At 45.0% G+C, this 26,583-nt stretch carries 21 protein-coding genes, 7 tRNA genes and 1 other annotated feature; of the genes, 25 read left to right on the top strand and 3 right to left on the bottom strand.

What is annotated here, in order from left to right; translation table 11 throughout:
• Positions 1-320: 320 nt before the first annotated feature.
• The 17 genes from ACTO17_RS11475 to ACTO17_RS11395 all read left to right on the top strand — a co-directional run bounded on the left by ACTO17_RS11475 (position 321) and on the right by ACTO17_RS11395 (position 9,264).
• Positions 321-782: a TVP38/TMEM64 family protein gene (locus ACTO17_RS11475; RefSeq protein ID WP_482558030.1), complete on the top strand. Its 462-nt coding sequence runs from the start codon at positions 321-323 to the stop codon at positions 780-782.
• Positions 783-797: 15 nt separating this feature from the next.
• On the top strand, positions 798-1,439 hold the full coding sequence (locus ACTO17_RS11470; protein ID WP_482558029.1) for a CDP-alcohol phosphatidyltransferase family protein: 642 nt from the start codon (positions 798-800) through the stop codon (positions 1,437-1,439).
• Positions 1,440-1,600: 161 nt separating this feature from the next.
• The gene (locus ACTO17_RS11465; RefSeq protein ID WP_482558028.1) at positions 1,601-2,293 is read left to right on the top strand and encodes a phosphatidylserine decarboxylase; all 693 of its coding nucleotides are present in this window, start codon (positions 1,601-1,603) and stop codon (positions 2,291-2,293) included.
• Positions 2,283-2,660, top strand: a complete 378-nt coding sequence (locus ACTO17_RS11460; protein WP_172538183.1) for a hypothetical protein — start codon at positions 2,283-2,285, stop codon at positions 2,658-2,660. Before ACTO17_RS11465 ends, ACTO17_RS11460 begins: the two co-directional genes overlap by 11 nt.
• 470 nt (positions 2,661-3,130) lie before the next feature.
• A complete protein-coding gene (locus tag ACTO17_RS11455; protein WP_482558027.1) occupies positions 3,131-3,586 on the top strand; it encodes a hypothetical protein in 456 nt (151 codons plus the stop codon).
• A 443-nt stretch (positions 3,587-4,029) separates the two neighbouring features.
• A complete protein-coding gene (locus tag ACTO17_RS11450) occupies positions 4,030-4,389 on the top strand; it encodes a BlaI/MecI/CopY family transcriptional regulator (protein ID WP_172538181.1) in 360 nt (119 codons plus the stop codon).
• A 5-nt stretch (positions 4,390-4,394) separates the two neighbouring features.
• On the top strand, positions 4,395-6,728 hold the full coding sequence (locus tag ACTO17_RS11445) for a M56 family metallopeptidase (protein WP_172538180.1): 2,334 nt from the start codon (positions 4,395-4,397) through the stop codon (positions 6,726-6,728).
• Positions 6,729-6,936: 208 nt separating this feature from the next.
• Positions 6,937-7,083, top strand: a complete 147-nt coding sequence (locus ACTO17_RS11440; protein ID WP_172538178.1) for a CD1871A family CXXC motif-containing protein — start codon at positions 6,937-6,939, stop codon at positions 7,081-7,083.
• 68 nt (positions 7,084-7,151) lie between these two features.
• Positions 7,152-7,991 (top strand): 4Fe-4S binding protein, encoded by an 840-nt coding sequence (locus ACTO17_RS11435; RefSeq protein WP_172538179.1) that lies wholly within the window; start codon positions 7,152-7,154, stop codon positions 7,989-7,991.
• Positions 7,992-8,112: 121 nt separating this feature from the next.
• Positions 8,113-8,184: transfer RNA gene (locus ACTO17_RS11430), tRNA-Glu, on the top strand.
• A gap of 18 nt (positions 8,185-8,202) precedes the next feature.
• A tRNA-Thr gene (locus tag ACTO17_RS11425) sits at positions 8,203-8,275 on the top strand.
• Between the two features lie 20 nt (positions 8,276-8,295).
• Positions 8,296-8,369, top strand: a tRNA-Ile gene (locus ACTO17_RS11420).
• Positions 8,370-8,390: 21 nt separating this feature from the next.
• A tRNA-Asp gene (locus tag ACTO17_RS11415) sits at positions 8,391-8,464 on the top strand.
• 56 nt (positions 8,465-8,520) lie between these two features.
• Positions 8,521-8,593 (top strand) — tRNA-Val (locus tag ACTO17_RS11410).
• 5 nt (positions 8,594-8,598) lie between these two features.
• Positions 8,599-8,682 (top strand) — tRNA-Leu (locus ACTO17_RS11405).
• A gap of 79 nt (positions 8,683-8,761) precedes the next feature.
• Positions 8,762-8,832: transfer RNA gene (locus ACTO17_RS11400), tRNA-Gly, on the top strand.
• A gap of 129 nt (positions 8,833-8,961) precedes the next feature.
• The gene (locus ACTO17_RS11395; protein WP_482558026.1) at positions 8,962-9,264 is read left to right on the top strand and encodes a Dabb family protein; all 303 of its coding nucleotides are present in this window, start codon (positions 8,962-8,964) and stop codon (positions 9,262-9,264) included.
• A 53-nt stretch (positions 9,265-9,317) separates the two neighbouring features.
• On the opposite strand, the gene ACTO17_RS11390 is transcribed toward ACTO17_RS11395, so the two are convergent.
• Complete coding sequence (locus ACTO17_RS11390) at positions 9,318-10,472, bottom strand: glycosyl hydrolase family 18 protein (RefSeq protein WP_482558025.1); 1,155 nt, start codon at positions 10,470-10,472, stop codon at positions 9,318-9,320.
• A gap of 226 nt (positions 10,473-10,698) precedes the next feature.
• Between ACTO17_RS11390 and ACTO17_RS11385 the strand changes: the two genes are divergently transcribed.
• Positions 10,699-12,642, top strand: coding sequence for a [Fe-Fe] hydrogenase large subunit C-terminal domain-containing protein (locus ACTO17_RS11385; protein WP_482558024.1), 1,944 nt, complete (start codon positions 10,699-10,701; stop codon positions 12,640-12,642).
• Positions 12,643-12,662: 20 nt separating this feature from the next.
• Entirely contained in the window at positions 12,663-13,406 is a 744-nt protein-coding gene (locus ACTO17_RS11380; RefSeq protein WP_482558023.1) for a DUF6062 family protein, read from the top strand.
• Positions 13,407-13,551: 145 nt separating this feature from the next.
• On the opposite strand, the gene ACTO17_RS11375 is transcribed toward ACTO17_RS11380, so the two are convergent.
• Both ACTO17_RS11375 and pta read right to left on the bottom strand, forming a co-directional pair.
• Positions 13,552-14,124, bottom strand: a complete 573-nt coding sequence (locus ACTO17_RS11375; RefSeq protein ID WP_482558022.1) for a DUF305 domain-containing protein — start codon at positions 14,122-14,124, stop codon at positions 13,552-13,554.
• 136 nt (positions 14,125-14,260) lie between these two features.
• On the bottom strand, positions 14,261-15,271 hold the full coding sequence (gene pta / locus ACTO17_RS11370) for a phosphate acetyltransferase (RefSeq protein WP_482558031.1): 1,011 nt from the start codon (positions 15,269-15,271) through the stop codon (positions 14,261-14,263).
• Between the two features lie 312 nt (positions 15,272-15,583).
• On the opposite strand from pta, the gene ACTO17_RS11365 reads away from it, so the two are divergent.
• The 6 genes from ACTO17_RS11365 (at position 15,584) to ACTO17_RS11340 (ending at position 26,572) form a co-directional block, all read left to right on the top strand.
• Positions 15,584-19,696, top strand: a complete 4,113-nt coding sequence (locus ACTO17_RS11365; protein ID WP_482558021.1) for an efflux RND transporter permease subunit — start codon at positions 15,584-15,586, stop codon at positions 19,694-19,696.
• Positions 19,696-20,340 (top strand): TetR/AcrR family transcriptional regulator, encoded by a 645-nt coding sequence (locus ACTO17_RS11360; protein ID WP_172535504.1) that lies wholly within the window; start codon positions 19,696-19,698, stop codon positions 20,338-20,340. Before ACTO17_RS11365 ends, ACTO17_RS11360 begins: the two co-directional genes overlap by 1 nt.
• Before the next feature lie 104 nt (positions 20,341-20,444).
• Positions 20,445-20,675 (top strand) — a binding site (T-box leader).
• A 43-nt stretch (positions 20,676-20,718) separates the two neighbouring features.
• On the top strand, positions 20,719-23,367 hold the full coding sequence (locus ACTO17_RS11355) for a valine--tRNA ligase (protein ID WP_482558020.1): 2,649 nt from the start codon (positions 20,719-20,721) through the stop codon (positions 23,365-23,367).
• A gap of 127 nt (positions 23,368-23,494) precedes the next feature.
• Positions 23,495-24,850 carry a flagellar assembly protein A gene (locus ACTO17_RS11350; RefSeq protein ID WP_172535271.1) on the top strand — a complete coding sequence of 452 codons (1,356 nt, stop codon included), beginning with the start codon at positions 23,495-23,497 and terminating at the stop codon, positions 24,848-24,850.
• A 278-nt stretch (positions 24,851-25,128) separates the two neighbouring features.
• Entirely contained in the window at positions 25,129-26,436 is a 1,308-nt protein-coding gene (locus ACTO17_RS11345; protein WP_482558019.1) for a bifunctional folylpolyglutamate synthase/dihydrofolate synthase, read from the top strand.
• On the top strand, positions 26,429-26,572 hold the full coding sequence (locus tag ACTO17_RS11340; RefSeq protein WP_172535273.1) for a hypothetical protein: 144 nt from the start codon (positions 26,429-26,431) through the stop codon (positions 26,570-26,572). Before ACTO17_RS11345 ends, ACTO17_RS11340 begins: the two co-directional genes overlap by 8 nt.
• Positions 26,573-26,583: the final 11 nt, after the last annotated feature.

The raw sequence follows: 26,583 nt of genomic DNA, 5'->3' as shown, positions 1-26,583 counted from the left end.
GAAAGTATGTGAAAACTAAGGAACCGCCGTATACGGAACCGTACGTACGGTGGTGTGGGAGGTCGGTAGATAAAATAATTATCTACCTCCTACCCGATTAAGAAAGTTTAAGAAATGAGTTAAAAACTGTTTAAGAAACATGTTTTATTATTAAAACTAAAAAAGGCGGAAAGGAGGAGACATTGCATTAAAGGCTGATGTCAGCACAGTGGGAAATGGAATACAACATGAATAAAAGGATAAAAATATGGGTTTTGGCAGGATTTATTATTATACTTCTTATAATTACAAAACAGTTTTTTAATCAGAAAATAGATTCAGTGGAATCTTTACAGAATTATATGAAAGATTTTGGCATAGCTGCCCCGCTGATACTTACGTTTTTTCAGGCATTTCAGGTAGTAGTACCGGTATTGCCTGGGTATCTGGGCTGTGCGGCAGGAGCCGTTGCATTTGGAAGCGTGACAGGATTTTGGTGCAATTATATAGGTATCAGCCTTGGATCTGTTATTGCTTATTTTTTGGCACGAAAATATGGCATGAATATTGTGCTTGCTATGTTTCCGGAAAAGCAATATGAAAAATGGAGCAGACGAGTGGAAAAAAGCAGATCATATGAACGTTTTCTTTTTATCGCAACTCTGCTTCCGTTATTTCCAGACGATTTTTTATGTTATTTTTCTGGATTGATAAAAATGAACAGTAAAAAATTTATATGGATTATTATTTTGGGAAAACCATGGTGCATTCTGGCGTACAGTGTTGCATTTGGGTTGATATAGCAAAGGAGAGATGGGATGAAGAGTAAATTACTTGGATATTATGATTATACAGTAATTCTTACTTATTGCGGAATGTTGTTTGCATTTTACGGGATACTGCTGGCATTGAGCCAAAGTTATTGGGAGTCTGTATTTTGTCTGATGCTGGCAGGCATTTGCGATATGTTTGATGGGGCAGTGGCAGCTACAAAAACAAGGAACGGCAGGGAAAAAAGATTCGGAATACAAATAGATTCCCTAAGTGATCTGATAAGCTTCGGAGTTTTTCCAGGGATATTCGTGTATATAATTTCTAATAAAAATGCATTGATAGGGTTGATCGCTTCTGTGTATGTTTTGTGTGCGTTAATACGTCTGGCATATTTTAATGTTCTGGAGGAGGAGCGGCAGAAGCTGAATACAGGAAAACGGGAAAGTTATTTGGGTATTCCGGTAACATCTATTGCAGTGTTATTGCCCATCGCTTATTTATTATACGATTGCAGGGTATGTAAAAGTGTTATGTGCTTTCCGATACTTTTGGGTTTCGCAGGGGTGGGGTTTCTTGTGCCTGTTGAAATCAAAAAGCCAGGGGCGCTTGGGAAAACAGGGATTATTATTATCGGTTTTTTAGAGGCGTTAGGAATGGTATTTTTTATGGGATGGGATGCGCTATGAGTAAATCGCTTGTGTTATGTTTTCTATATAAGACTGCGTTGGGAAGGATGATTCTCAAATTGCTTGTTCAGCCGGAGGTGTCGCGGGTTGCAGGCAAATTTCTTTCATCTGGCTTATCCAAATGGCTTGTGAAATATTATATCTGGAAACATAAAATTGACATGGACAATATAGAAATTCCCGCAAAAGGATTTTCGTCGTTTAATGATTTCTTTATCAGGAAAAGAAGAATAGAGTATTATGATTTGACGCAAGACCATCTGATCAGTCCGTGTGACGGTTTTTTAACTTATGTAAAAATTAAAAAAAATTCTGTTTTTGAAATAAAGAATACAAGATTTTCTCTGGAAGATTTACTGGATGATCATAAGCTGGCTATGGAGTTTCAGAATGGGACAGCGCTTATTTTTCGTCTGACACCTGCAAATTATCACAGGTATTGTTATGTGGCAAATGGAAGGATACTCTATTTCAGGAGAATAAAAGGGAAACTGCATTGCGTCAGACCTATTGCGTTGAGGGTGGTTCCGGTATTTGTACAAAATAGCAGAGAGTATCAAGTGATTAAAACAGATAAATTTGGGACAATGATCCAGATGGAAATAGGAGCTTTATTAGTTGGTAAAATCAAAAATTACAGACAGCCGTTAAGACAAGATAATATAAAGGCAGGTGAGGAAAAAGGGTATTTTGAATTTGGCGGGTCAACAATTATCGTGCTGCTGAAGGAAAATTCAATATGTTTTAATGGGAAGCTGTATGAAAAGAAAAACAGTAACAGAGAGATTATGGTGCATATGGGTGAATGTGTAGCCCAAACAAAGAAAGAGAGGAGATTGTGCAATGGAAAATAAAATTACGGAGTCTTTTTTGAGAAAAACAGCGAATGCGGAGAATCTATCCAAAGGCGCAGATTTAGGGAAAGTCAAAAAGCGGACAGAAGGAGAACGTTCCGGCATGGAAATAAGCCTAAAGAGAAATTATAATGCCATATCAAAAAATGGCGATACTTTAGAGCTGAGTGAGGCAGGGAGAACACTGGGAGTGCATACAGAGGCGGAAAACATGTCTCCTTCTGATAAAAGCAGCATGGAAGGTTCCGGTAAAAAGATAGCAGACGTTGCTTTGGCAGGATATTCAAAGACCCAATTGAAACAATTATATGTCAGCAAAAAAATTACAAAACAACAGTATGAGCGTATATTAAAAAAGCAAAAATAGTTCGGGATTGCGTAAACAGACTGTATAATATAGGTCAGCGTATTGAAAAGCTTACATAGGACAAACGGTATTTCAGTGTATCCGAGTTATCTGCTGAAACCGTGGAATGGCTGGTATAATTCCTTATCCTCGGAGGCTCAGCTTGCTGTCAGTTATGAACCGTATGAGTTGCGGAGAGATGATGATTCAACCATAGTTGCAAAGATGAAAGCGCTATATGAAGAAAATCTATAATCAGGGCGGCTGTTGTAAGAAAAGATACAGGCAGGGAGTGATGAATGCGGCAAAATGAGAGAGAGGAGATTAAGCTTTAGAATTGTTAAGATTTGTTTTAGGAATTGGTAAGGTTTAGATGAAATAATAGGATCATCAAAGGATGTTGCTTTGAATTACATGACAAAGGAGGTTTGATGATAAAAGTAATTTAACAGTGGATAACATGAATCTACATAAGAAAGGAGAACGAGAAAATGAAAGATAAGAAAACAATGAAAAATGGATTTGCAAAAAAAGGTCTGGTATTATGTTTGGCAGGAGTGATGGCATTTGGAATGATGGCTTGCGGGAATAGCGATAAGAAAAAGGGGGTGACACAGAGAGAAGTAAAAACCGAATCAAATGAAGTAAAGAAGAAAGAGGAGGGCAGCGCAAATAAAACAGATATTACACGGCCCAAAAGTAATACAGGGATGAAAAAGCAGGACGATAAAGCAGATGCTGCACAGTCCAAAAACAATACGGGAACGCAAAAGCAGGACGATAAAGCAGATGCTGCACAGTCCAAAAACAATACGGGAACGCAAAAGCAGGACAAACAGCCCAAAAACAACACGGGAACGCAAAAACAGGACGATAATAACACAAAAAGGGGGATAGAAGACACGCAAACTAATAAGACTAAGGATGATAATGCGTCTAAAAGGTAGGAATTGCGTAAAAAATGTGGACTGTACTGAGTGCAGTCCACTAAATTGCGAAGGATTTTATTACGATTTTTTTTATTACTATTTTCAATGTTAAAGCCAAGTTTAAATCATTTGGAGATGCGTAACAGAATTTATGGATATTGAATTTCTCCAAAATACCATAATGAAGGCTTTGGTCAAACAGCATGGAAAGCAATTGAGGGAAAACATCCTGACACGAAGGTGCGGGAAGCAGTCACGCCATATTTTGAAAAACGGTATATTCATTTTATGTGAATAAATGCGGATTTAAAATTAAAAAATGTTGGAATGAGTATCCCGGATGGGGCTGTCGCTTTACGATTTATCAATCGTTAAAACAACATCTCATTTTTCTTGACAAATCAGTTTATTAATGATAAACTAAAAAATAGTTTATTATAAATAAACAAGGAGGTAGAATTATGATAGATACGAATTTAGGGATTGTGGAGGCTCGTTTTGCAGACCTTATCTGGGAAAATGAACCAATCCACTCCAGGGAATTGGCAAAAATCTGTGCCATAGAGCTGAATTGGAAGCGTCCAACCGCTTATAATGTGCTGCGAAAATTATGTGAGAAAGGTATTTTTCAGAATAATCAGGGAATTGTATCATCCCGCATTAGCCGGAAAGATTTTTATGGGATGCAGGGGGAGCAATTTGTGGAAGAGGCTTTTGACGGTTCCCTGCCGGCTTTTGTCGCTGCATTTACTGCCAGGAAGAAATTGTCAGATGGGGAGGTTCAGGAACTGATAGACATTATCAACCAGGGAAGGGGGTAACCGGAATGGATATTTTATATGGAATACTTCATAAAATTATCAATATGAGCATTACAGGCACAATAGCGATACTGGCTGTTCTTGTAATCCGTATGTTACTTTCCAGAGCGCCCAAAAAATATTCTTATGCGCTTTGGGGGATTGTGCTGTTCCGTTTGCTTTGCCCGGTATCACTGCCTTCTGTTTTTTCAGTGCTGAATTTAGCCCATGTGGAAGTCAAGGAGGGAGGCGAAGTTGCGTATATTTCAGAAAATATCTCTTTGGGACAAGGCAATCCGGACTTGTCAGCAGAACAAAAATTTCCCATGCAGCAAAGGCCAGTGAAGGAAAGAGAAAGTTCTTTAAAAGCAAAAGAAGAAGAGGCTTTCGGCATAAAATCAGTTGAGGATGAAACCGGCGCTTTGGTAAAGGTGGAAGAGAAGCAGAACAGTTTTTTATTCTTGGGAATGCAATCTTCTTTCTGGTTTGCGGTCTGGCTGATTGGGGCTGGGATACTGGCAGGCTCCAGGCTGCTTTCAGGAATGCGTCTTTCCCGTCAGGTATCCTGTTCCATACAGATTCAGGGAAATATTTACTTAGCTGATTATATTGCTTCTCCGTTTGTGTTGGGCATGCTGCATCCAAAGATTTACCTTCCTTCCTGCATTGAGGAAAAGGAACAGGAATATATTATCCTTCATGAACAATGCCATATTGCCAGAAAAGATTATTTCATAAAGATTCTGGCATTTCTTGCAGTATGTATCCATTGGTTCAATCCTCTTGTGTGGATGGCATTTTTTCTGGCAGGAAAAGATATGGAAATGAGCTGTGATGAAGAGGTAATGAGGAAAATGGACAGAGATATCCGGGCGGAATATGCGGAGTCGTTGCTGCGGTTTACTGTGGGGAAAAGAAAAATTCCAGGAATGCTCCTGGCATTTGGAGAGGGAGATGTGAAAAAACGAATTAAAAATATCATGGATTACAAAAAACCAACGGCTGTGGTAAGCGTAATCGGCATTGTTGGATGTTTACTGGGTGGGATCTGCCTTATTACAAATCCCAAACCGGAAAAAGTGATGCAGGACCTTGCCCAACTGGGAAATGGCAGTTCTTTTTTTGCAGATGGTTTTCATTCGGGAAGTGAAGGAGACAGCGGTTTATCTTCTGAAAGCCAGGAAAGGGAACAGATGGAAGAAGCGGCAGAAGCAGCCATAAAAGACGCCATTATAGAACATAATGGGACTTTTTATTCCGGAGAGTATAGTTATGACGTTGCCTGCGGCAGCTTTACGAAGCTGGGAGAAGAAAGTTCAGAGGATGCAAAGGGAAGGCAGAAAATTACTTATTATGGCTGGGCGCTTTACAATGAATATAAATTTCAGGAAAACGGCCTGAAAGAAGTGGGCGGTTCCCATATTCCGGCAGCATTGACATTTGTAATAGAGGAAGGGGAATATCTATTGGAGGAATACTGGGAGCCAGGGGACGGCAGCTATTTAGAGCAGGATATCCGTGGAAAATTTCCCGGGCATATCGTGAAAGACGGGCTTGACAGCCAGAAATTTATTGTAAAGCAAATGCAGGACTGTTATGAACAGGCAGTTGCATACGGGAAACTGGATACAGCTCCTGTCATAGAACAGTTGATTGATTCCATTTGTATGGATGGAGAATCGGAATCTTCTGACCCCCAGGACTATATAGACGCACATCTGGAAGAATATCGGGAGTTGATTTATTATGGAGGATATACGGTAAGGTATTGTATGAACCGGTTTGAACAAGGCGGAGAAACAGGGCTGGAAGGCCATATTATGGCAAGAGTTTGCGAAGAAATTACAGGAGCGGTAGCAGAAATTCCTGTCAAAGCGAAGCTGTCAGAAACAGGTCAGCAATGGTATGACGGGCTGAAGGGGTATGTAAGTAAAATTTTGGAAAAATTTGTTGAGACAGAAGGTATTCCAACTCATATAGAGTTTGGCATTCCAGTGTCACTGCCCCAGAATAAAAACTGGATTCAGAATCTTACAGTGCAAAAATCAGATGAAAAGTATCTTCAGCTTCAGTATTATGATGGGATTTTGAAAGGGCAGTGTACCATGTGGATTGTGAAGGACGGCGAAATTGATTTGCCGGAGATAGCTTTTGAAAAAGCCATGGATGAGACCTGGGAAGGCCATACGATAGCGGAACGCCTGGTGGAAGTAAAAGTACAGCATGCAGAAGGATGGACGCTGGCGTCTTGGGAATATGAAAGTTATAATTTTGCAATATTAGGAGAAGTGTCGTCACAGCACAGCGATACAATATCCATCCCTAAAACGGCATTGGGGCTTATTGGGAATTTGCCGTAGCGTAAAGCATTTGCAGTTGATTCGCCAGGCTGTGTATAGTATAATTTCTGAGTAGCAGCAAACAGAGGAAGTCGGGCTGTTGGCAGTTTCACAGCGTATTGCGGGAATTTGAAACGTGTTTTATATTAAAGAAAAAGGAGCTATGCGAAATGAAAAGGAACAGGAAAAACAATGTGATAGAAGAACCAGATTTCCAGGGGGTGGGTCAATGAGCCGCCTGCATTCTTCCCGAACAGGAATTTTTGTGGCTGTCTGCGGACTTCTCATGGCAGGGTATGGAATTTACCGGGGAGAAATATCCGTAGTTTTAGAGAAAGCGATTAATATATGTATGGAGTGTATCGGAATTGGATAAAAGAAAGAATATGTATGGAGTGTGCCGGAATTGGATAAAAGAAAGAATATGCATGGAGTGTGTCGGAATTGGATAAAAGAAAGAAAATAAAGGAGCCGAAACGTCATGGAGTGCAGGCGCTCTGGGCGCTTCTCACCAACAGTTACCTGGCAGGATTTTTACAGGGAAAAATATATCAGGGAAAATTGAAAACTCTCTGTGTTCCCGGCCTGAATTGCTATTCCTGCCCGGGAGCTGTGGGAGCCTGCCCGATTGGAGCAATGCAGGCGGTTATTGGAAGTTGGAATTTTAAATTTGCATTTTATGTGGCGGGATTTTTGATGTTTGTCGGTGGGCTGATGGGCAGATTTGTCTGCGGCTGGCTGTGTCCTTTCGGATTAATTCAGGATTTACTGCATAAACTTCCTTTTTGGAAAAAGCTTGAGACTTTTAGGGGCGATCGTCTGCTTCGGAAATTGAAGTACATAATTTTATTGATATTTGTCATATTGATGCCTATGGTTCTGGTGGATGTTTTAGGACAAGGGGCGCCTTATTTCTGTAAGCTGATTTGTCCGGCAGGCACGTTGGAAGGGGGGATTCCTCTGGTGCTTCTGAACCAATCCATGCAAAACGCATTGGGTTTGTTGTATGCCTGGAAGAATCTGCTGCTGTTGGTGACGATTCTTTTATCCATTTTGATTTACCGCCCGTTTTGCAAATACATCTGTCCCCTTGGAGCCGTTTATTCTGTTTTTAATCCCATATCTGTATTTCGTTATCGGGTGGACCAGGAAGCCTGTATCAATTGCGGTGTTTGTGCCAAAGTCTGTAAGATGCAGGTAAACCCGGCCAAAAACGCCAACCATCCGGAGTGCATCCGCTGCGGCGTTTGCAGGAACTCCTGCCCGGTAAAGGCCTTTCATTAGTGCGATAAAATTCTGTTCGTGAAGGAGTTAAAAACTTTAGTAAAAAATGCTTGCATTTTGTAAAGAACTGTGATAATATTAATCCGTCGCTGAGGTAACAGCGGGAAAGAGACAACAGTCAGGCTCCTTGGTCAAGCGGTTAAGACATCGCCCTTTCACGGCGGTAACACGGGTTCGATTCCCGTAGGAGTCATTTCATAGTTAATAATATGCCGATGTGGCTCAATTGGCAGAGCAGCTGATTTGTAATCAGCAGGTTATCGGTTCGAGTCCGATCATCGGCTTGTGTTGATTCAATCAACTTGGACCTTTAGCTCAGTTGGTTAGAGCAACCGGCTCATAACCGGTCGGTCCTGGGTTCGAGTCCCCGAAGGTCCACGCTATTAACTATGAGGAAATGGCCTAGTGGCTCAGTTGGTTAGAGCGCCGCCCTGTCACGGCGGAGGTCGAGGGTTCGAGTCCCTTCTGGGTCGTTATACAATTTAAGATTGTATAGTGATTGAGCATAACTTCAATCAGTGTTTAGAATGGGATCTTAGCTCAGCTGGGAGAGCATCTGCCTTACAAGCAGAGGGTCACAGGTTCGAGCCCTGTAGGTCCCATTTGTGCCGGCGTGGCGGAACTGGCAGACGCGCAGGACTTAAAATCCTGTGGTGGCGACATCGTACCGGTTCGATTCCGGTCGCCGGCATTTATTTATGAGAATTGTATCATGAGCGTAATTGTTGTAGAGTTTAGCGGGCCGTATGGCTATCTACGATATTCAGTAGGCAGATATAGTTCATCGGTAGAACGCCAGCTTCCCAAGCTGGAGAGGCGGGTTCGATTCCCGTTATCTGCTTTACAGGCAAGAGCCGTAGACTTAAGGATTTTAGCACAATCATAAGTTTACGGCTTTTCTTATTATTTTCAGGCATAATAAGGAGAATTGCCCCAGAATCATATCATCAATTGACAGGGAGGTTTTTCAATGATCAAACATATCGTTATGTTTAAACTGAAAGAAGCAAATGGAAAAAGCGCAGTTGAGAATGCCAAAGAGGCGCAGGCCATGGCAGCTCAGTTAAAAGATGTAATTCCCACTCTGGAGAAGATAGAGGCAGTATGCAACACTTCCAAGGCGGATCAGAGCAATTATGAACTGGCTTTGATCTGTGATTTTAAAGATACGGAAGGACTGAATGCATACCAGACTCATCCGGCGCATTTGAAGTTCGGAGAATTTATAAGCCGGATCAGAGAGAGCAGGGCATGCATTGATTACGAGTATTAATGCAGAAGCTGTATACAGTACAGAGGCATGGCAGGGGGGTGACCTGGCAGCTTTCAGGCATCTTTTTTGCGAATGGAAAAAGTGTCCGCCAGAAGGAGCCAGTTTGCCCGAAAAAGCTGCATAATTTGCCAGTATCCCATCCCACGGAGCCGGTATTCCTCCACCAGTCTGAATTTGGCCGAAAGGCTTCTCACATCTTCAAACCATACTTCATGGGTCAGGCCTTCTGAAAAATACTGAAAATAAGGAGACTGGGCAGTTTCATCAAATTGTATGGAGGCATCGTTGGCTATGGCAATCTGAACTGCCTGGATATTGCCGATGGTGACAGCCTTAGATGCGCCCTGTACAAAGGGGAGCGTCCAGTCATATCCGTAGTTGGGAATGCCCAGATTGATTTTGGAAGCCGGTATTTTTGTCAGCGCGTACTCCACCACTTCCCGAACTTTATTCAGCGGCGCAACTGCCATAGGCGGCCCGTAAGTATACCCCCATTCATAGGTCATTAAGAGAACTGAATCAGCAGCTTCTCCCAGAAGGCCGTAATCTTTTCCCTCATAGAGAAGCCCGATCTGCTGATCGGAGGTTTTCGGCGCCAGTGCAACGGAGACCGGATATCCCAGTTCATTGACGGCAGCCCGAATGTCACGTACAAAATTTACAAAGGGAATTTTATCTTCTGCAAGAATATATTCAAAGTCAATGTCCACTCCTTCAAATCCCCGTTCTGTTATTTGGCCAGTGAGATTTTCAATGAGACGCTGTTTGGCAGATTCGTTATTTACCACCTGAGAAATCAGATAGTTGCTGAATTGTCCGTTGGGGCCGAAAGGCGTTAAAGTCAGGATAGGAGCCGTGCCGGCGGATTTTGCCGCAGTAATGAGAAAAGTATCGTCTAAAAGGGGAGGAATCAGTTCCCCTTCCGGGGTAAATCCATAGGAAAAAATAAATAAATCAGAAAGATAGGGCAGGGTTTGATCTAATACCCATCTGCTGATAAATGGATAAGCATATCCGCCGGCGGATACTAGGGCGTTTGTTGCTTTTGGGGAATCAGAAGTTTCCCGGGACAGAAGAAGGGCCTGACCCACAGCCAGCGGATAGGGATAAGGAATCTGATTATTGTAAATGAGGGACTGAGGGGAAATACCGTAAGCATCGGCGATGGCGTCAACTGTATCACCGGGACGGACAATATAAATTTCCATAAAAATAAATCCTTTTTCTTTCAGAGTATGAAAAGGGACAGGAAAACATTCCGCGGAAAAATTTTTTCTTGTTTTTTCCGCCGGAAAAATTATAATAGAGATAAAGGTTTTTATATGTGCAGGAACTTAAAAGGCACAGCGGGGATATGTGAGAGGTGAAAGGCACAGCGGGGATATGTGTGCGGGGCAGAAATCGCAACGAGGAACGGTAAGGAGGAGACATATCATGGAGATGGGTAAGTTAAATACAGGACTTGTTTATACGAATGAAAAATGTATCGGATGTAACCACTGCATTTCAGCATGTCCGGTTTTTGAAGCAAATTATTCTCTGAAACAGGATGGAAAAGATTTGATTTATGTCAATGGTGAAACCTGCATCCAGTGCGGTGCATGTATTGACGCCTGCCACCATCATGCCAGGGATTTCCGGGATGATACGGAACAGTTTTTTGCGGATTTGGGAAAAGGGGAATCCATCAGCCTTTTGGTGGCTCCGGCATTTATTGCAAATTATCCCCGGGAATATGGGAAAATACTTGGATATTTGAAAAGTCTTGGGGTGAAACATGTGATAAGCGTCAGCTTCGGGGCGGATATTACCACCTGGGGGTATTTGAATTATATAATGAAACACAATTTTACCGGAGGAATATCGCAGCCGTGTCCAGCAATTGTGGATTATATTGAAAAGTATATTCCGGAACTGATACCCAGGATTGTTCCGGTGCACAGCCCCATGATGTGCGCAGCAGTTTATGTGAAAAAATATATGAAAATCACGGATAAACTGGCATTTTTGGGACCCTGCATTGCCAAGAAATCAGAGATCATGCGTCCGGAGAACCAGAAATATGTGGCTTACAATCTTACCTTCGCCCATTTGATGAATCAGTTAAAGGGTGTGAACCTGAATTCTTATGATGCTGTGGATGAATTGGAATATGGCTTGGGAAGCGTTTACCCTCAGCCGGGAGGATTGAAGGAGAATGTGGAGCATTTTCTTGGAAAGGATGTTCTGGTTCGCCAGATTGAAGGAGAACTTCATGCGTACCATTTTCTGAAGGAATATGCCAAACGGGTGAAAAGCGGCAAACAGCTTCCTTTTATGGTGGACGCGCTGAACTGCTCCAATGGCTGTCTCCACGGAACAGGCGTGGAGCCGGGGTCGGCAGAGAGCGACGACGTATTGTTTGAGATACATAATCAGAGGGATAGAGCAAAAGCCAGTAAGCGGGATAAGAAAAAAGATAAAGCAAATCCATGGAACAGACAGCTTTCCTTTGAGAAGCGTCTGGCTAATTTCAACGCCCAGTTTGCAGAATTAAAGCTGGAAGATTTTATGTGCAGTTATCAGGAACGGAATCTGGCGGCTTCCGTCAGCGACAGCCAGCTTGAGGACGGATATGAAGATATGAAGAAAGACACTTCGGAAAAACGGGAGATTGACTGCGGAGCCTGCGGATATGAAAGCTGCCGTCAAATGGCTGCGGCAGTGGCCCTGGGGCTGAACCGGAAGGAAAACTGTATGCATTACGAGAAATATGCGCTGCAGGAGGAGCAGGAGCGGATGCGGGAGTTTACCGCTCAGTTGGAAGAATCTCAGAGACGAAAACAAGAGTTGTATGAAGAGGTGATTGCTGATTTTCAGCAGATTAAAAATGCTATGGGAGAACTGGCAGAGGGAAACCAGGCGTCTGCGCAGGATTCCACGAAAATTGCCCAGGCTGTGGGAGGAATGTCAGGATTTACGGAAATGCTGCGCGGCTCCATGAAACAGGTGGTGGATGCGGTGCAGGGATATGATATGATGAATGAAGATATTATCAAGATATCCAATCAGACTGGAATGTTAGCGTTAAATGCAGGAATTGAGGCAGCCAGAAGCGGCGAGGCCGGAAAAGGATTTGCGGTAATTGCCAACCGTGTGCGGGATCTGTCAGAACAGACCAAGGAAGCAGTGTCCACTGGAAAGGGACAAAGCGCAATTTTGCTGCCTGCCATTCAGAAGCTTGATTCGGAAACCAGTCAGTTTGTACAGAACATAGAGAATATTAACGACGGTACCTCAGCCCTTGCGGCAAGCAGTGAGCAGATCGCTGCACAGACTGAAATGGTAAATGAGATTGTCAACCGTCTGGCAGAGAAGATGAAAGAGGTTGTAGATTAGAGAAGAAAAGACAGGAATTGATGATGCGAGAGAAAATTTACACCATTCCCATTCACGATGCATTTGCTCAGGATTGTGAATGTCCGGTCTGCGTTATGTACCGGAAATTAGAAGAAAATGCCATTCGCTATACGATAGGCCCAGGCGCAAGCTATATGGAGGAGGATATCCGGGCCCAGATGGATGAACAGGGGTTCTGCCAGAAACATTTACGGACTCTTTATGAGTATCCCAATAAGACGGGACTGGCCATGATGCTGAAAACGCATATGGACAGGACGATCAGGGAACTGGAGAAGGCTGCAAAAGCGCCGCTTCCCGGGCCGAATTCCATGTTTAAGAAAAAAGTCCGGCCAGCTTCCCCGGTGATTGATTTCATTGAAGAGCAGGAGAAAAAATGTTTTGTGTGCGGCTATATTAACCAGACCTTTGAAAGTTATCTGATGACCATTTTTTACCTGTATGAGCGGGAGGAAGAGTTCCGGCAGCAGTTTGCCGGGACTAAGGGATTCTGTACCGGCCATTATAAAAATCTGTTTGAACTGGCGCCCAGGTATCTGAATAAGAAGCATCTGGAATCTTTTCTGGGGCAGCTGAATGAGAGTTATCTGGATAATTTTAAACGTGTGCGGGACGACGTGGAATGGTTTATCTGTAAGAATGATTACCGGTATCAGGAGGAGCCCTGGAAAAATGCAAGGGATTCGCTGCAGAGGGCGTTGACCAAGGTAGGAAGCGTGATTGTATCAGAGGAGGTATCGTAAGCTCTGCCGGGGAAAAGAATATCGGAAAAAGATTTACGCAGAACGAGCCGCCGGAGCAAAAGATTTACCCAGAAAGAGCCGCCGGAGTAATAAATTGCGGGTAATCTGAGCATTGCCGGCGGCCTTTTTTTGCATAAGACGCCCCTTACATGCATCCCGGCTGATGCAGAAGCTGGCGCATCTGACAGATGTTTTTTTGCTGAGTACTGACAATTGTATCCAATATGGGTTTCAGTTGGGGACAGATATCGTACTGCAATGTGGTGTTGGACATTTCAATGGCGCCCATATGGTGGGGAATCATTTCCCGGATAAAGTCCGGATTGAGCTGGTTGGTGTCCGGGGCGCAGGACATTCTGGAAAACATATACTGCATAATCTGATCCATTCGGCGCTGATACAGGCATAAATCCTGGCTGCAGTTTTTGCGGAGGCTGCAGGAGCACTGGATTTCCTGCATATGCTCGATGCTTTTGGTCTGTTCTGCAATGATACTGCATGCAAGATCCTGCAAAGGGATATAGGTGGTGTACTGCAGCAGGTTTTGCGACATTTCAATGGCGGCCTGGTGATGGGGAATCATCTGCTTGATAAAATTACCGGAAATGCTGCAGCCCAGTTCTGCTGAAGTCATTTCCCGAATCATTTCGTCCAGAATACAGTGAAAAGTATTCAGATAATTTTTAGCGACATTGCTTAATTTACATGATGTCTGCATAGGAAAACTCCTTGTAACTCATATCAGTTACTTTAGTATATGCAGAAAAAAGCAGAGTGTTGCGGAAAAGAACGGCAAAAAGAGGGCCGCCTTTGCAGACAGCCCTCTTTCGTCAGATACAGAATCCTTTACAGGATTAGCCCTCTAAATCTTTTTTTACCTCATCTACCAGTGCAGCAGTGATAATTGCCATCGAATAAGCTTCATCTGCGGTACATCCTCTGGACAGGTCATTAATGGGGGAATTCAGTCCTAACAGGATTGGTCCGTATGCGGCAAAGTTACCCATACGCTGCGCAATCTTATATCCGATATTTCCGGCGTTGATGTCCGGGAAAATAAACACATTGGCATGTCCTGCCACTTCATCGTCCGGGCATTTGGTACGCGCCACACGGGGAGAAACGGCAGCGTCAAACTGCATTTCACCGGAAATCGGCAGATCCGGCCGCAGCGCTTTTGCCTTAACGGCGGCGTTGTGCATTTTGTCTACATCCTCTCCTGCGCCTGAACCAAGGGTTGAATAGCTCAAGAATGCAATTTTGGGCTCAATACCGAACAACTGGCTGCAGTCGGCAGCGCCAAGGGCGATATCCACAAGCTCGTCCTCCGAAGGCTTGATATTGATGGAACAGTCAGCCATGGCAAGCACTTCATTTTCACCGGTAGCGGAAGGACGTACCAGAATAAAGCAGGAAGATACGATATTTTTTCCGGGCCGTGTTTTGATAAGCTGAAGAGCAGGACGTACGGTGTCTGCAGTGGTATAAGTTGCGCCGCCCAAAAGACAGTCAGCATATCCCATTTTCACCAGCATGGTTCCGAAATAGTTGCCCTGCTTTAAGATTTTGCGTGCCTCGTCCATCTGCATGTTTTTGCTTTTTCTGAGCTCGCATAATAATTCGGCCATTTCGTCAATGCTTTCAAAATTGTCCGGATCAATAATTTCCGCTCCGCGGATGTTGTAACCATATTCCTCTGCAGCGTCCTCTACTTCTGTTTTGCTTCCTACCAGTACGGGGGTCAGGAAATAAGAAGCCAAAAGACGTGATGCCGCTTCCAAAATCCGGGGATCGCTTCCCTCTGTAAATACAATTCTTTTCGGGTTCTTTTTCAGCTTGCTGATCATCATTCCAAAACCCTGCATGTTCCTATCCATAGTGTAATTCCTCCTTAAAAAATATTTTGAAATTATTCCTGAGTATTAATGTAACATGTTTTTAAAATTTTTCAACCGCTTTGTGTGTATAAAAACAAATACAGTGAGAAATTTTATGTATTTTTTTAAAAACAGCAGAGATTTTCGAAAAAAAGATGCCAGTAAAAGAAGATTGTCAAAAAAATAACAAAATAATTTCATAAAAATTTTATATTTATTTTATTGTATTTTCTGTCATAGATGATTATAATAAATTGAAAACCGACCAGTCGGTCAGAAAGTAAACAGGAGGATGAGAGAATGCTGTCAAGATTCAGCGTGAAAAAGCCCTATACAGTAGTTGTGGGAATCGTACTGGTGATTATTCTGGGAGTGGTGTCTTTGAGTAAAATGAGCACGGACCTGCTGCCCAGTATCAATCTGCCTTATGCGATTGTGATTACTTCCTATCCGGGAGCAAGCCCGGAGCAGGTGGAGAATGCGGTAACTCAGCCGGTGGAGGCGGCAATGGCCAGCACCTCCAACATTAAAAATATCAGTTCCAGTTCTTCCAATAATATGTCCATGGTAGTTCTGGAATTTGAACAGACTGCAAATATGGATTCTGTTACAGTGGAAATCCGGGAAAGCCTGGATCAGATCAAAGGATACTGGCCGGACACTGTGAGTAATCCTATCATTATGAAGCTGAATCCGGACATGATGCCCATTATGATTGCGGCTGTGGAAGCGGATGGAATGGACAGTCTGGCAGTCACCGATTATGCGGAGAAAGATTTGATTCCGGAAATTGAGAGTGTGGAGGGAGTTGCCTCCGTTACCGGTACAGGGTTGATTAAGGAATCCATACGGGTGACTTTAAGCCAGGAAAAGATTGACGCAATTAATGCAAAAATTACTGCTTCCCTGGATGATAAATTTGCAGATGCAGAGGACGAGATGAGTTCAGCGGAAAGTGAAATCAGCAGCGGAAAGAATAAGTTAGACAGCGGCAAGCAGGAGATGGCAAATCAGCTCAGCGATGCCCAGAATCAGCTGAATGACAAGAAAATCGAACTGTTCCAGACAGAGACAGATTTGAACAATAAGCTGGCAGAGCTTAAAGAGACAAAGAGCAGCACGGAACAGGGAGTGAAATCGTTAAAAGAACTTAAAAAACAGGTGACTTCCCTGACAGACGGCAAGAAGAAGCTGAAAGAAGGCATTGCAGAATTAGAAAAACAGATTAAAACGCTGGAGGGACAGTCCGGTCAGTTGGAAGAAGGGCTTTCCCAGGCCAGGGACGGTCTTTCCCAGGTGCAGCAGGCATTGCAGCAGGCAAGCCAGGGACTGGAACAGCTTCAGCAGGCCATTGCCCAGGCTCAGGCAGCCCAGATGCAGGAGCAGGCGGCCCAGCTTCAGGCCCAGGCAGAGCAGCTTCAGGCTCAGATTAGCCAGTTAGAAGAGCAGCAGGGGCAGCTTCAGGCCCAGATTAGCCAGTTAGAAGAGCAGAAAGGAAAACTGGAGGACGGTCTGGGGCAGATGCGTCAGCAATTGGAACAGCTTCAGGAGCAGCTTGCCCAGGTGGAAAGCGGACTTGCGGCAATTAAGAGCGAACTGGCTTCCCAGGAGGGAAGCACGCTGAAAGCGGATGCTTCTGACAAACAACTGGCGTCTTACATATCCAAGTCCATCACTCAGGCAGAGCAGGGCATTGTGCAGATCAATGGAGGAATTGCAGCAATTGAGGCAGGACTTCAGAGTGTGGCAGAGGGAAAGACTACCATTAACGATACCCTGGCTACGCTGAATCAGAGCCAGATTACCGGGTCTGTGGATATGGGAAGCGCGGCGGCTCAGCTTGCAAGCGGAGAAGAGAAGCTGAAGGAATCCAAGGAAACCTTCAAGGATACCAAAGAGGAGGCGTATGACTCTGCAGATCTGAACAATATCCTTACAATGGAAACTCTGACAAATCTGCTGACCGCCCAGAACTTTTCCATGCCGGCCGGTTATATTACCGACGAAGGCGAGCGGTATATGGTGCGTGTGGGGGATGCGGTAGACAGCGTAGACGCATTGAAGGATATGGTTTTAATGGATCTGGGCATGGACGGCGTGGATGTGATACATATGTCAGATGTGGCGGATATTGTCGTTGTGGACGATTCTGCAGAATCCTATGCCAAATTAAACGGCAAACCCGGAGTGATGCTGTCCATTGAGAAACAGACCGGGTATTCCACCGGAGACGTGGCAAAACGGATCTATGATAAGTTTGACAGCCTGAAAAAGAATAACGAGAATCTGGAAGTGTCTGTTTTGATGGATCAGGGAATTTACATTGATATGATTGTGGATTCCGTGATGAATAACATGGTGTTCGGCGCGGGCCTTGCGATTTTTATTCTGCTTTTGTTTTTAAAGGATATCCGGCCTACGTTGGTGATTGCAGTGTCCATTCCCATCTCGGTAATTTTTGCAGTGGTGCTGATGTATTTCAGCGGCGTGACACTGAATATGATTTCCCTGTCGGGCCTTGCGCTTGGCATTGGTATGCTGGTGGATAACTCCATTGTGGTAATTGAAAATGTCTACCGGATGAGAAACGAGGGACTGTCTGCCAGAAAAGCGGCCGTGGAAGGGGCAAAACAGGTCAGCGGGGCAATCTCAGCCTCTACGCTGACAACCGTCTGCGTATTTGCGCCGATTGTATTTACCGAGGGAATTACCCGGCAGCTTTTTGTGGATATGGGTCTTACCATTGCCTATTCCCTTCTGGCCAGTCTGCTGATTGCGCTGACCTTTGTGCCGATGATGGGCGCGGGGCTGCTGAAAAAAACAAAGGACGTCAAACATCCCTGGTTTGACAGGTTTCAGGAAGGATACGGGGCGGTTTTGGAGAAGCTGCTGCATGTCAAGCCTCTGGTGCTTCTGGTAATGATTGTACTGCTGGTTGTCAGCGCAAAGGCTTCCATGTTAAAAGGAACGGCCTTTATGCCGGATATGGAAAGTACTCAGATGTCGGTAACGGTTACTCCGCCGGAGGAGGCGGAATTTGAGGACGCCTGCAGACTGGCAGATGAAGTGACGGAGCAGATTCAGACCATTGAGGATGTGGACTCTGTGGGAGCCATGGCAGGCGGAAGCGGCATCGCGGCAAGTATGATGGGCGGCGGAGGCGGCAATGACGTCAGCCTTTATATTATTCTGAAAGAAGATAAGAAGCTGACCAACGACGAAATTGCAAAACAGATTACAGAGTTAACCCAGGAGATGGAAGGGGAAATCAGCGTCAGCAGCTCTAACATGGATATGGGCGCACTGGCAGGAGAAGGGATTTCGGTTCAGATCAGGGGACGTGATTTGGATAAGCTGCAGGAACTGGCCAAAGATGTTTCCGCCATGGTGGAACAGGTGGAGGGAACCGCTGAGGTATCGGACGGCATGGAAGAGACAGAGAAAGAATTCCGCATTACCGTAGACAAAGAAAAAGCGGCCAAATACGGCATGACCGTGGCCCAGGTGTATCAGCTGGTGTATGAGCAGATGGAAAATGAAACCTCAGACGATACCATTTCCACCGATATCAAGGATTATGAGGTATACCTGGAAAGTGTGGAGCAAAAAGAAGCTTCTCTGGATTCTCTGAAAAAACTGACCTTTACTTATACGGACAAAGAGGACGGCAAGGAGCAGGAAATCTCTGTTTCGGAGATTGCCCGGTTTGAGGAGTTAGAGAGTCTTACCTCCATCAGCCGTGACGGCCAGGAGCGTTATGTCACGGTAAGCGCGGCCATTGCAGAAGGCTACAATGTAGGTCTGGTGGGAAATGATGTGGAACAGGCTCTGAAGGATTATAAAATGCCGGAGGGCTATTCCCTGGAGATGACCGGAGAAAATGAAACCATCAATGAGGCCATGGAGCAGCTGATGCTGATGCTGATTCTTGCCATTGCGTTTATCTACCTGATTATGGTGGCCCAGTTCCAGTCCTTAAAAGGGCCCTTTATCATATTATTTACGATTCCCCTTGCGCTGACCGGAGGATTTCTGGCGTTGTTCTTTACCGGTAATGAAATCAGCATTATTTCTATGATTGGATTTATCATGCTGGTGGGAATTATTGTAAACAATGGTATCGTAATGGTGGAATATATCAATCAGCTCAGGAAGGAAGGAACAGAGAAACGCGAAGCCATTGTAACGGCCGGGAAAACGCGTATGCGGCCCATTCTGATGACGGCCATGACCACAATCCTGGCTATGGTTACCATGGCCTTTGGAAATGATATGGGATCTGACATGTCAAGGCCTATGGCAATTGTAACCATCGGCGGTATGATTTACGGTACGCTGATGACGCTGATTGTGGTGCCCTGTATCTATGATTTGTTCTACAGTAATAAGAGCATGGTAGAGGAAGAGATATAATGAAAAAGGAAATCACAAAAACAAATGATCCCGGCCTGGAGCTGGAGCGGAAATATCCGCCCAAGGTAAAGGCCATGTATGAGGCGGTGTTGGAGCTCTTTGCCTCCGGGCGGGAGCTTGACACCCTGAAGGTGTCTGAGATTACGGCCCAGGCGGGCATCGGAAAAGGAACGGCCTATGAATATTTTTCTACCAAGGAAGAAATGATTGTAGGCGCCATACAGTATGAAACGGAACGTCATATTTCCATCATTTTTGAACTGATTGAGAATGGACAGAGCTTTCAGGAAATTATTTTCCAGGGAATGGATATGTTGGAAGCCACCTGCAGAAAATACGATGGTTTTGTACTGATGGAAAAGATCATGCGGGATAATACCATAACCGGGAGCAGCCTTTTGAATGAACTGGAAAAACGAAAGGAGGACTGCCGTTCGGCAAAGCATCTCACAGACCGGCTGCTTCAGCTGGCAGCCGATAAGGGATTGATCTGTGAAAAAGACGCCTTTAAAGTGTGGAGCGCTATTTTGTCCCAGTTTGTAGCATACGGTTTTTACCTGACCCATCAGTTTGTGTTTGACAATATAGAGCGTGAAAATGCCAGGAATTTTGTTTATGAGAATATCATAAAGCTTTTGAACTGAACCGATGCTGATTTTTCAAAAAAATTGCGGCAGGCTACTTGACATTTTTGCCGTTAGATTTTACAATGGACAGAAGCTATTGCTCCGGCGGAGTAATATGTGAGGCAAAGGTAGTGAGAAAGAGGAGTAGGCAGAATGCTCCTGTCAGAGAGAACAGCCCCTTGGCTGAAAGGCTGTTTCAGGAAGGTCTGCGGAAGGTAGCTTTTGAACCGGAAAGCCCAACAGGGCGGCATTTGCCGTCAGTAAGTTTTCCCGGCCCATCCCCGTTACAGGATACAGAGATATGCTGCGCTGCAGTGTGAATAAAGGTGGTACCGCGTACAATCGCCCTTTACCGGATTGGTAAAGGGCGTTATTTTTTGGAAAAGGAGAACAATTATGAGCAAAGAATTAGCTAAAACTTATGATCCCAAATCCATCGAAGACCGGCTCTATCAGAACTGGGAAGAGAATAAATATTTCCATGCAAAGGTGGATAAAAGCAAAAAACCTTTTACCATTGTGATGCCCCCGCCCAATATCACCGGGCAGCTCCACATGGGCCATGCCCTGGATAACACCATGCAGGATATTTTAATCCGTTACAAGCGGATGCAGGGCTACAATGCGCTGTGGCAGCCGGGAACGGATCACGCGTCCATTTCCACGGAGGTAAAGGTGATTGGATCGCTGAAGGCGCAGGGAATTGACAAGAAAGACCTGGGCCGGGAAGGTTTTTTGGAAAAAGTCTGGGAATGGAAGGAAGAATACGGCGGAAAGATTGTAAAGCAGTTAAAGAAAATGGGCTCCTCCGCAGACTGGGACAGAGAACGTTTTACCATGGACGAGGGATGCTCCGGGGCCGTACAGGAGGTGTTTATCAAATTATATGAAAAGGGCCTGATTTATAAGGGCTCCCGGATTGTAAACTGGTGTCCGGTGTGCAAGACTTCTATTTCTGACGCGGAAGTGGAGCATGAGGAACAGGACGGCTTTTTCTGGCATATTAATTATCCGGTAAAGGGAGAAGCGGGAAGATTCGTGGAAATCGCCACTACAAGGCCGGAAACGCTGCTGGGAGACACTGCAGTGGCAGTCAATCCTGAGGATGAACGGTATCAGGATATTATAGGCAAAACCCTGGTTCTTCCGTTGGTGGGACGTGAGATTCCGGTGGTGGCTGACCATTATGTGGATAAGGAATTCGGAACTGGCTGCGTAAAGATTACCCCGGCCCATGACCCCAATGACTTTGAAGTGGGCAAACGCCATAACCTGCCGGAAATTAATGTGTTGAACGACGATGCCACTATCAACAAAAACGGCGGAAAATATCAGGGAATGGACCGCTACGAAGCCAGAAAACAGATGGTGAAGGAACTGGAAGAGCAGGGACTTCTGGTAAAAGTTGTGCCCCATTCCCATAATGTGGGAACCCATGACCGCTGCAGAGCCACAGTGGAGCCTATGGTAAAACAGCAGTGGTTTGTAAAAATGGACGAATTGATTCAGCCGGCTGTAAAGGCAGTGAAAAACGGGAACGTTACCCTGCTGCCGGAGCGGATGGAGAAAATATATTTTAACTGGACTGACAATATCCGTGACTGGTGTATTTCCCGTCAGCTCTGGTGGGGACACAGGATACCGGCTTATTACTGTGCGGACTGCAAAGAACTGATCGTTGCAAAGGAAAATCCCGGAACATGCCCCAAATGCGGCTGCACCCATATGACGCAGGATGAAGATACCCTGGATACCTGGTTTTCTTCTGCCCTTTGGCCTTTTTCCACTCTGGGCTGGCCGGATCGGACGGAAGAATTAGACTATTTCTACCCCAATGATGTGTTGGTTACCGGCTATGACATTATTTTCTTCTGGGTGATCCGGATGATTTTTTCCGGCTATGAGCAGATGGGAGAGAAGCCGTTCCATACAGTGCTGTTCCACGGGCTGATCCGGGATTCCCAGGGACGGAAAATGAGCAAATCCCTGGGAAATGGAATAGATCCCCTGGAGGTGATTGAGAAATACGGCGCAGATGCGCTGCGTCTGACGCTGATTACCGGAAATGCGCCGGGGAATGACATGCGTTTCTATTGGGAGCGGGTGGAATCTTCCAGAAACTTTGCAAATAAAATATGGAATGCGTCCCGGTTTATTATGATGAATCTGGAGGAGGGAACTCTGGCAGAACCGGCCCTGTCGGAACTGGCAACGGAGGATCGCTGGATACTGTCAAAGGTGAACCGGCTTGCAAAAGACGTAACGGAAAATATGGATAAATTTGAACTGGGAATTGCTGTTCAGAAAGTTTATGATTTTATCTGGGATGAATTCTGTGACTGGTATATCGAAATCTCCAAGACGAGAACCTTTAAGAAAGAAGAAAATCCGGAATCCGCCCGGGTGGCCATGTGGACGCTTAAGACTGTTCTGATTCAGGCGTTAAAATTGCTGCATCCCTATATGCCATTTATTACAGAGGAAATTTTCTGCACCCTTCAGGAAGAAGAGGAGACAATTATGCTGTCCCGGTGGCCGGAGTACAGAAAAGACTGGGACTTCCCGGAAGCAGAAGAGGCTGTGGAGCATGTAAAAGATCTGGTTAAGGGAATCCGCAACACAAGGGCAGAAATGGAAGTTCCCCCAAGCAAAAAAGCGAAGGTATTTATTGTAACAGAGGAGGAGTTTCTGGGCAGTACATTCCAGGCCATGCAGGAGGCTTACCGCACCCTGGCCGGCGCCAGTGAGATAAAGGTGCAGCAGAACAGGGACGGAATCGGAAAAGACGCTGTTTCCGTGGTTATCCCGGGGGCTGCCGTATATCTGCCGCTGGAAGATTTGGTGGATTTTGAAAAGGAAAAAGAACGGCTTCTCAAGGAAAAGGAGCGGCTTGCCAAAGAACTTTCCCGTTCCAGAGGAATGCTTGCCAATGAGAAATTTATCAGCAAGGCGCCAAAAGCCAAAGTGCAGGAAGAAAAGGAAAAACTGGAAAAATATGAAAAAATGATGGCGCAGGTTCAGGAACGTTTATCGCAGATGCCATAGAGAATAATTCCTGGGAAATATTTATCCCTGTATTTTGAATAAATATGTTGAAATAAGACGCAAAAATTGTTATTATAGTATATATAACTTTATTTCGCTATAAATTCCAGGCAAGGGGGAATCTGTAATGACAGCTTTAACGAAGAATGAACCGCAGGTAAGAGTCAGTCATGACAACATGCAGGCGTATCTATACTTACCGGATCCCGTATTGGAAACATATGAAGAAAGTGATATCAGAGAAGCATTGCAAAAAAGCGGTGTGGTGCATGGGATTCAGGAAGATAAGATTCCGCAGATAATAGAGAGAAAAATGTACAATCGGGAAGTGCTTATTGCCCAGGGAGATACTCCCAGGGACGGAGTGAACGGTTACTATGAGTACAAGTTTGATGTGAATTTCAGCAAGAAACCAAAGGTGCGCCCGGACGGTTCCGTAGACTACTGGAGTATTAAGATGGTAGAGATTGTGACGGAAGGCCAGGAGATTGCAGTATACCATAAGTCAATCCCCGGCAAGGACGGAATGACGGTGAAGGGCAGGCCGGTACTGGCCAAGCGGGGAAGAGATCTGGTTCCTCTGCGGGGCAAGGGCTTTGAACGTTCGGAAGACGGTCTCAGTTATGTTTCGCAGATGGACGGCAAGATTGAGATGAACAATGAGCGTATCACAATCCTGCCGGTATATGAGGTAAGCGGGGATGTGGATCTTTCCATAGGAAATATTGATTTCAGGGGAGATGTTATCATCCACGGCGGAATCTGCAGCGGCGTGTCTGTGAAGGCCACCGGAACCATTACCGTGGACGGCGTGGTGGAAGGCGCTAAGATTGAAGCAGGCAAGGACATTGTGTTAAGAAGCGGCGTAATGGGAGCTTCCAGAGCAGTGATTACCACAAGAGGAAATATTTCAGCTAAATTTTTTGAATATACCAGAGTACATGCCAATGGTTCCATTCAGGCAGATGTATTTCTGAACTGCCAGGTATCCTGCGGTGAGAATATTATTCTGGATGGAAAGAAAGCAAGCATTGTCGGCGGAGAAGTAGGAGCCATTCAGGGAATTGTGGTACATACTTTAGGCAGCGACGGAGAAGTCAGAACCCAGGTGAGAATCGGCAATGATTCCTCTGTCAGACGGCGGATCGGCGTGCTGCGCAATAAGATTGAAGTGGAAAAGGCCAATCTTCAGAAGATTGAGGATGGTTTGAAGATCCTGAAGGATTTAAAGAATGATCCCAGAAGAACGGATCTTTTGCGGGTAAAGATTCGGGATACCGCATTACTGGCGGAGGACACGGCAGAACTGGAGAAGTTAGAAGATCAGTTAGAACGGGCCAAGGGCGGAAGCATTCGGGTCAACGGCCATGTCTATCCGGGCGTCCGGGTTGAAATTGACGACCTGGAAGTGCATGTGAAGGAAGAGCAGATCCGTTTGGAATTCATCAGGCAGATGGATAAGATTATTATGTGCTCTCTCTGATGTCTTTTGAGTTTGAGAAAAGAATATATATAAGCCTGAAGCAGTCATTTCGTGAAGGAGATGGCTGCTTTATCTGTCGGCAGAGAGTATTAGGGTATAGGATACCTGCTTTATCTGTCGGCAGAGAGCATGAGGGTACGGATATTATAGGCCAGGAGGCCGCGTAGAGACGCGGCCTGCGAAAATTGTCGCACGAAAATTTTGAAATATGGAAAAAATATCTGGATTTCATGGATAGGCTATATTATAATGGGTGGAGTATAAAGAGGTGCAATCAGATGAAGTCTTATGAAGAAACGGTAAAGGAACTCCTGGAGCTTCCAAAGTTTACCAGTAAAAATACATTGGATCACACCAGGGAATTCTTAAGGAGACTGGGCAATCCCCAGAACAGATTTCAGATTATTCATGTGGCGGGAAGCAACGGAAAGGGCAGCGTATGCGCCTTTCTGGCCAGTGTTCTGAAAGCAGCCGGGAAGAAAACCGGTCTTTTTACTTCTCCCCATCTGGTGGAGATTGAGGAGCGGTTTCAGATCGATGGAACGCCCTGCAGAAAACAGGAGATTGTACAGGCGGCAGAACAGGCAGAGGCGGCAGCGTCTATGATGGTGCAGGAGGGACTGCCCCATCCTACTTTTTTTGAGTATGTATTTGCAGTGGGCATGGTGATTTTTGCAGAGCATGAGATAGAATATGCCGTGTTGGAAACAGGGATGGGAGGAAGGCTGGACGCCACAAATATCGTGGCTCATCCGCTGCTTACGGTGATTACTTCCATCAGTCTGGAGCATACGGAAATTCTGGGTGACACTCTGGAAAAAATCGCAGCGGAAAAGGCGGGAATTTTAAAGCCGGGGGTTCCGGTGGTGTATGACGCTTCTGTGCCGAAAGCCGTATCCGTAATTGAAAAAAGGGCGGATTTTCTTCATTGTCCCAGGCATCCGGTCAGGCCGGAGAAAATAAAAATTTTATTAAACACAGGAAAAAAGATTGATTTTTCTTATGATTCTGGTTATGATGTTACTGAACTTTCCATTCCTTTCGGGGCGCCTTATCAGGCCGGAAATGCGGCGGTGGCGCTGAAAGCGCTGGAATGCTTGAAAGAGGCAGAAGGGATTTCTGAAAAAGCAGTCAGAACCGGCATGGCCGGGGTAAGATGGAAGGGCAGAATGCAGAAAGTGCAGCAGGATGTGTATTTTGACGGGGCCCACAATCTGTCGGGAATTGAACGATTTTTGGAAGCGGTGAGGCAGATTACGAAAGAATCTGCTGTTTTGCTTTTTTCCATGGTAAAAGAGAAAGATTATATGAATACCGCCCGGCTGCTTTTGACGGAAGGAAACTGGGAGAAAATTGTAATTACAACTGTTCCGGGAACCCGGGGAACAGACTGCAGGACATTGGGCCATGCATTTCGGGAATTTGCCGGAAACAGCCATGGGATGATTGTGGAAATAGAGGACAGGAAACAGGCGTTTGAATATGCCCTGGCTGTTAAAAAGCCGGGACAGAAGCTTTTCTGTGCAGGGTCTTTGTATCTTATCGGAGAACTGGAGCAGATAACAGGAGGTATGCAGAATGATTAACTTTGAGGAAGAATTGAAGAAATTTAAACCGAGCCTGGAAGTGGAAGAGGCGGAGGATGCCATATATGACAGGGATTTGACTGATATGACGGATATCATGCAGGAGATTCTCAGGGAAGCAAAACAGCGGAGATAAGGAACTATTTT

This window comes from Petralouisia sp. (assembly GCF_056822245.1).
This window is presented reverse-complemented; position numbering and strand designations above follow the sequence as displayed.

What these genes read in the sequence shown, in the direction of transcription:
- ACTO17_RS11470 (WP_482558029.1), top strand. Translation starts at nt 798, where the DNA reads ATGAAGAGTAAATTACTTGGATATTATGATTATACAGTAATTCTTACT.
- ACTO17_RS11465 (WP_482558028.1), top strand. Translation starts at nt 1,601, where the DNA reads ATGGACAATATAGAAATTCCCGCAAAAGGATTTTCGTCGTTTAATGAT.
- ACTO17_RS11460 (WP_172538183.1), top strand. Translation starts at nt 2,283, where the DNA reads ATGGAAAATAAAATTACGGAGTCTTTTTTGAGAAAAACAGCGAATGCG.
- ACTO17_RS11455 (WP_482558027.1), top strand. Translation starts at nt 3,131, where the DNA reads ATGAAAGATAAGAAAACAATGAAAAATGGATTTGCAAAAAAAGGTCTG.
- ACTO17_RS11450 (WP_172538181.1), top strand. Translation starts at nt 4,030, where the DNA reads ATGATAGATACGAATTTAGGGATTGTGGAGGCTCGTTTTGCAGACCTT.
- ACTO17_RS11445 (WP_172538180.1), top strand. Translation starts at nt 4,395, where the DNA reads ATGGATATTTTATATGGAATACTTCATAAAATTATCAATATGAGCATT.
- ACTO17_RS11440 (WP_172538178.1), top strand. Translation starts at nt 6,937, where the DNA reads ATGAGCCGCCTGCATTCTTCCCGAACAGGAATTTTTGTGGCTGTCTGC.
- ACTO17_RS11395 (WP_482558026.1), top strand. Translation starts at nt 8,962, where the DNA reads ATGATCAAACATATCGTTATGTTTAAACTGAAAGAAGCAAATGGAAAA.
- ACTO17_RS11390 (WP_482558025.1), bottom strand. Translation starts at nt 10,472, where the DNA reads ATGGAAATTTATATTGTCCGTCCCGGTGATACAGTTGACGCCATCGCC.
- ACTO17_RS11385 (WP_482558024.1), top strand. Translation starts at nt 10,699, where the DNA reads ATGGAGATGGGTAAGTTAAATACAGGACTTGTTTATACGAATGAAAAA.
- ACTO17_RS11380 (WP_482558023.1), top strand. Translation starts at nt 12,663, where the DNA reads ATGATGCGAGAGAAAATTTACACCATTCCCATTCACGATGCATTTGCT.
- ACTO17_RS11375 (WP_482558022.1), bottom strand. Translation starts at nt 14,124, where the DNA reads ATGCAGACATCATGTAAATTAAGCAATGTCGCTAAAAATTATCTGAAT.
- pta (WP_482558031.1), bottom strand. Translation starts at nt 15,271, where the DNA reads ATGCAGGGTTTTGGAATGATGATCAGCAAGCTGAAAAAGAACCCGAAA.
- ACTO17_RS11365 (WP_482558021.1), top strand. Translation starts at nt 15,584, where the DNA reads ATGCTGTCAAGATTCAGCGTGAAAAAGCCCTATACAGTAGTTGTGGGA.
- ACTO17_RS11360 (WP_172535504.1), top strand. Translation starts at nt 19,696, where the DNA reads ATGAAAAAGGAAATCACAAAAACAAATGATCCCGGCCTGGAGCTGGAG.
- ACTO17_RS11355 (WP_482558020.1), top strand. Translation starts at nt 20,719, where the DNA reads ATGAGCAAAGAATTAGCTAAAACTTATGATCCCAAATCCATCGAAGAC.
- ACTO17_RS11350 (WP_172535271.1), top strand. Translation starts at nt 23,495, where the DNA reads ATGACAGCTTTAACGAAGAATGAACCGCAGGTAAGAGTCAGTCATGAC.
- ACTO17_RS11345 (WP_482558019.1), top strand. Translation starts at nt 25,129, where the DNA reads ATGAAGTCTTATGAAGAAACGGTAAAGGAACTCCTGGAGCTTCCAAAG.
- ACTO17_RS11340 (WP_172535273.1), top strand. Translation starts at nt 26,429, where the DNA reads ATGATTAACTTTGAGGAAGAATTGAAGAAATTTAAACCGAGCCTGGAA.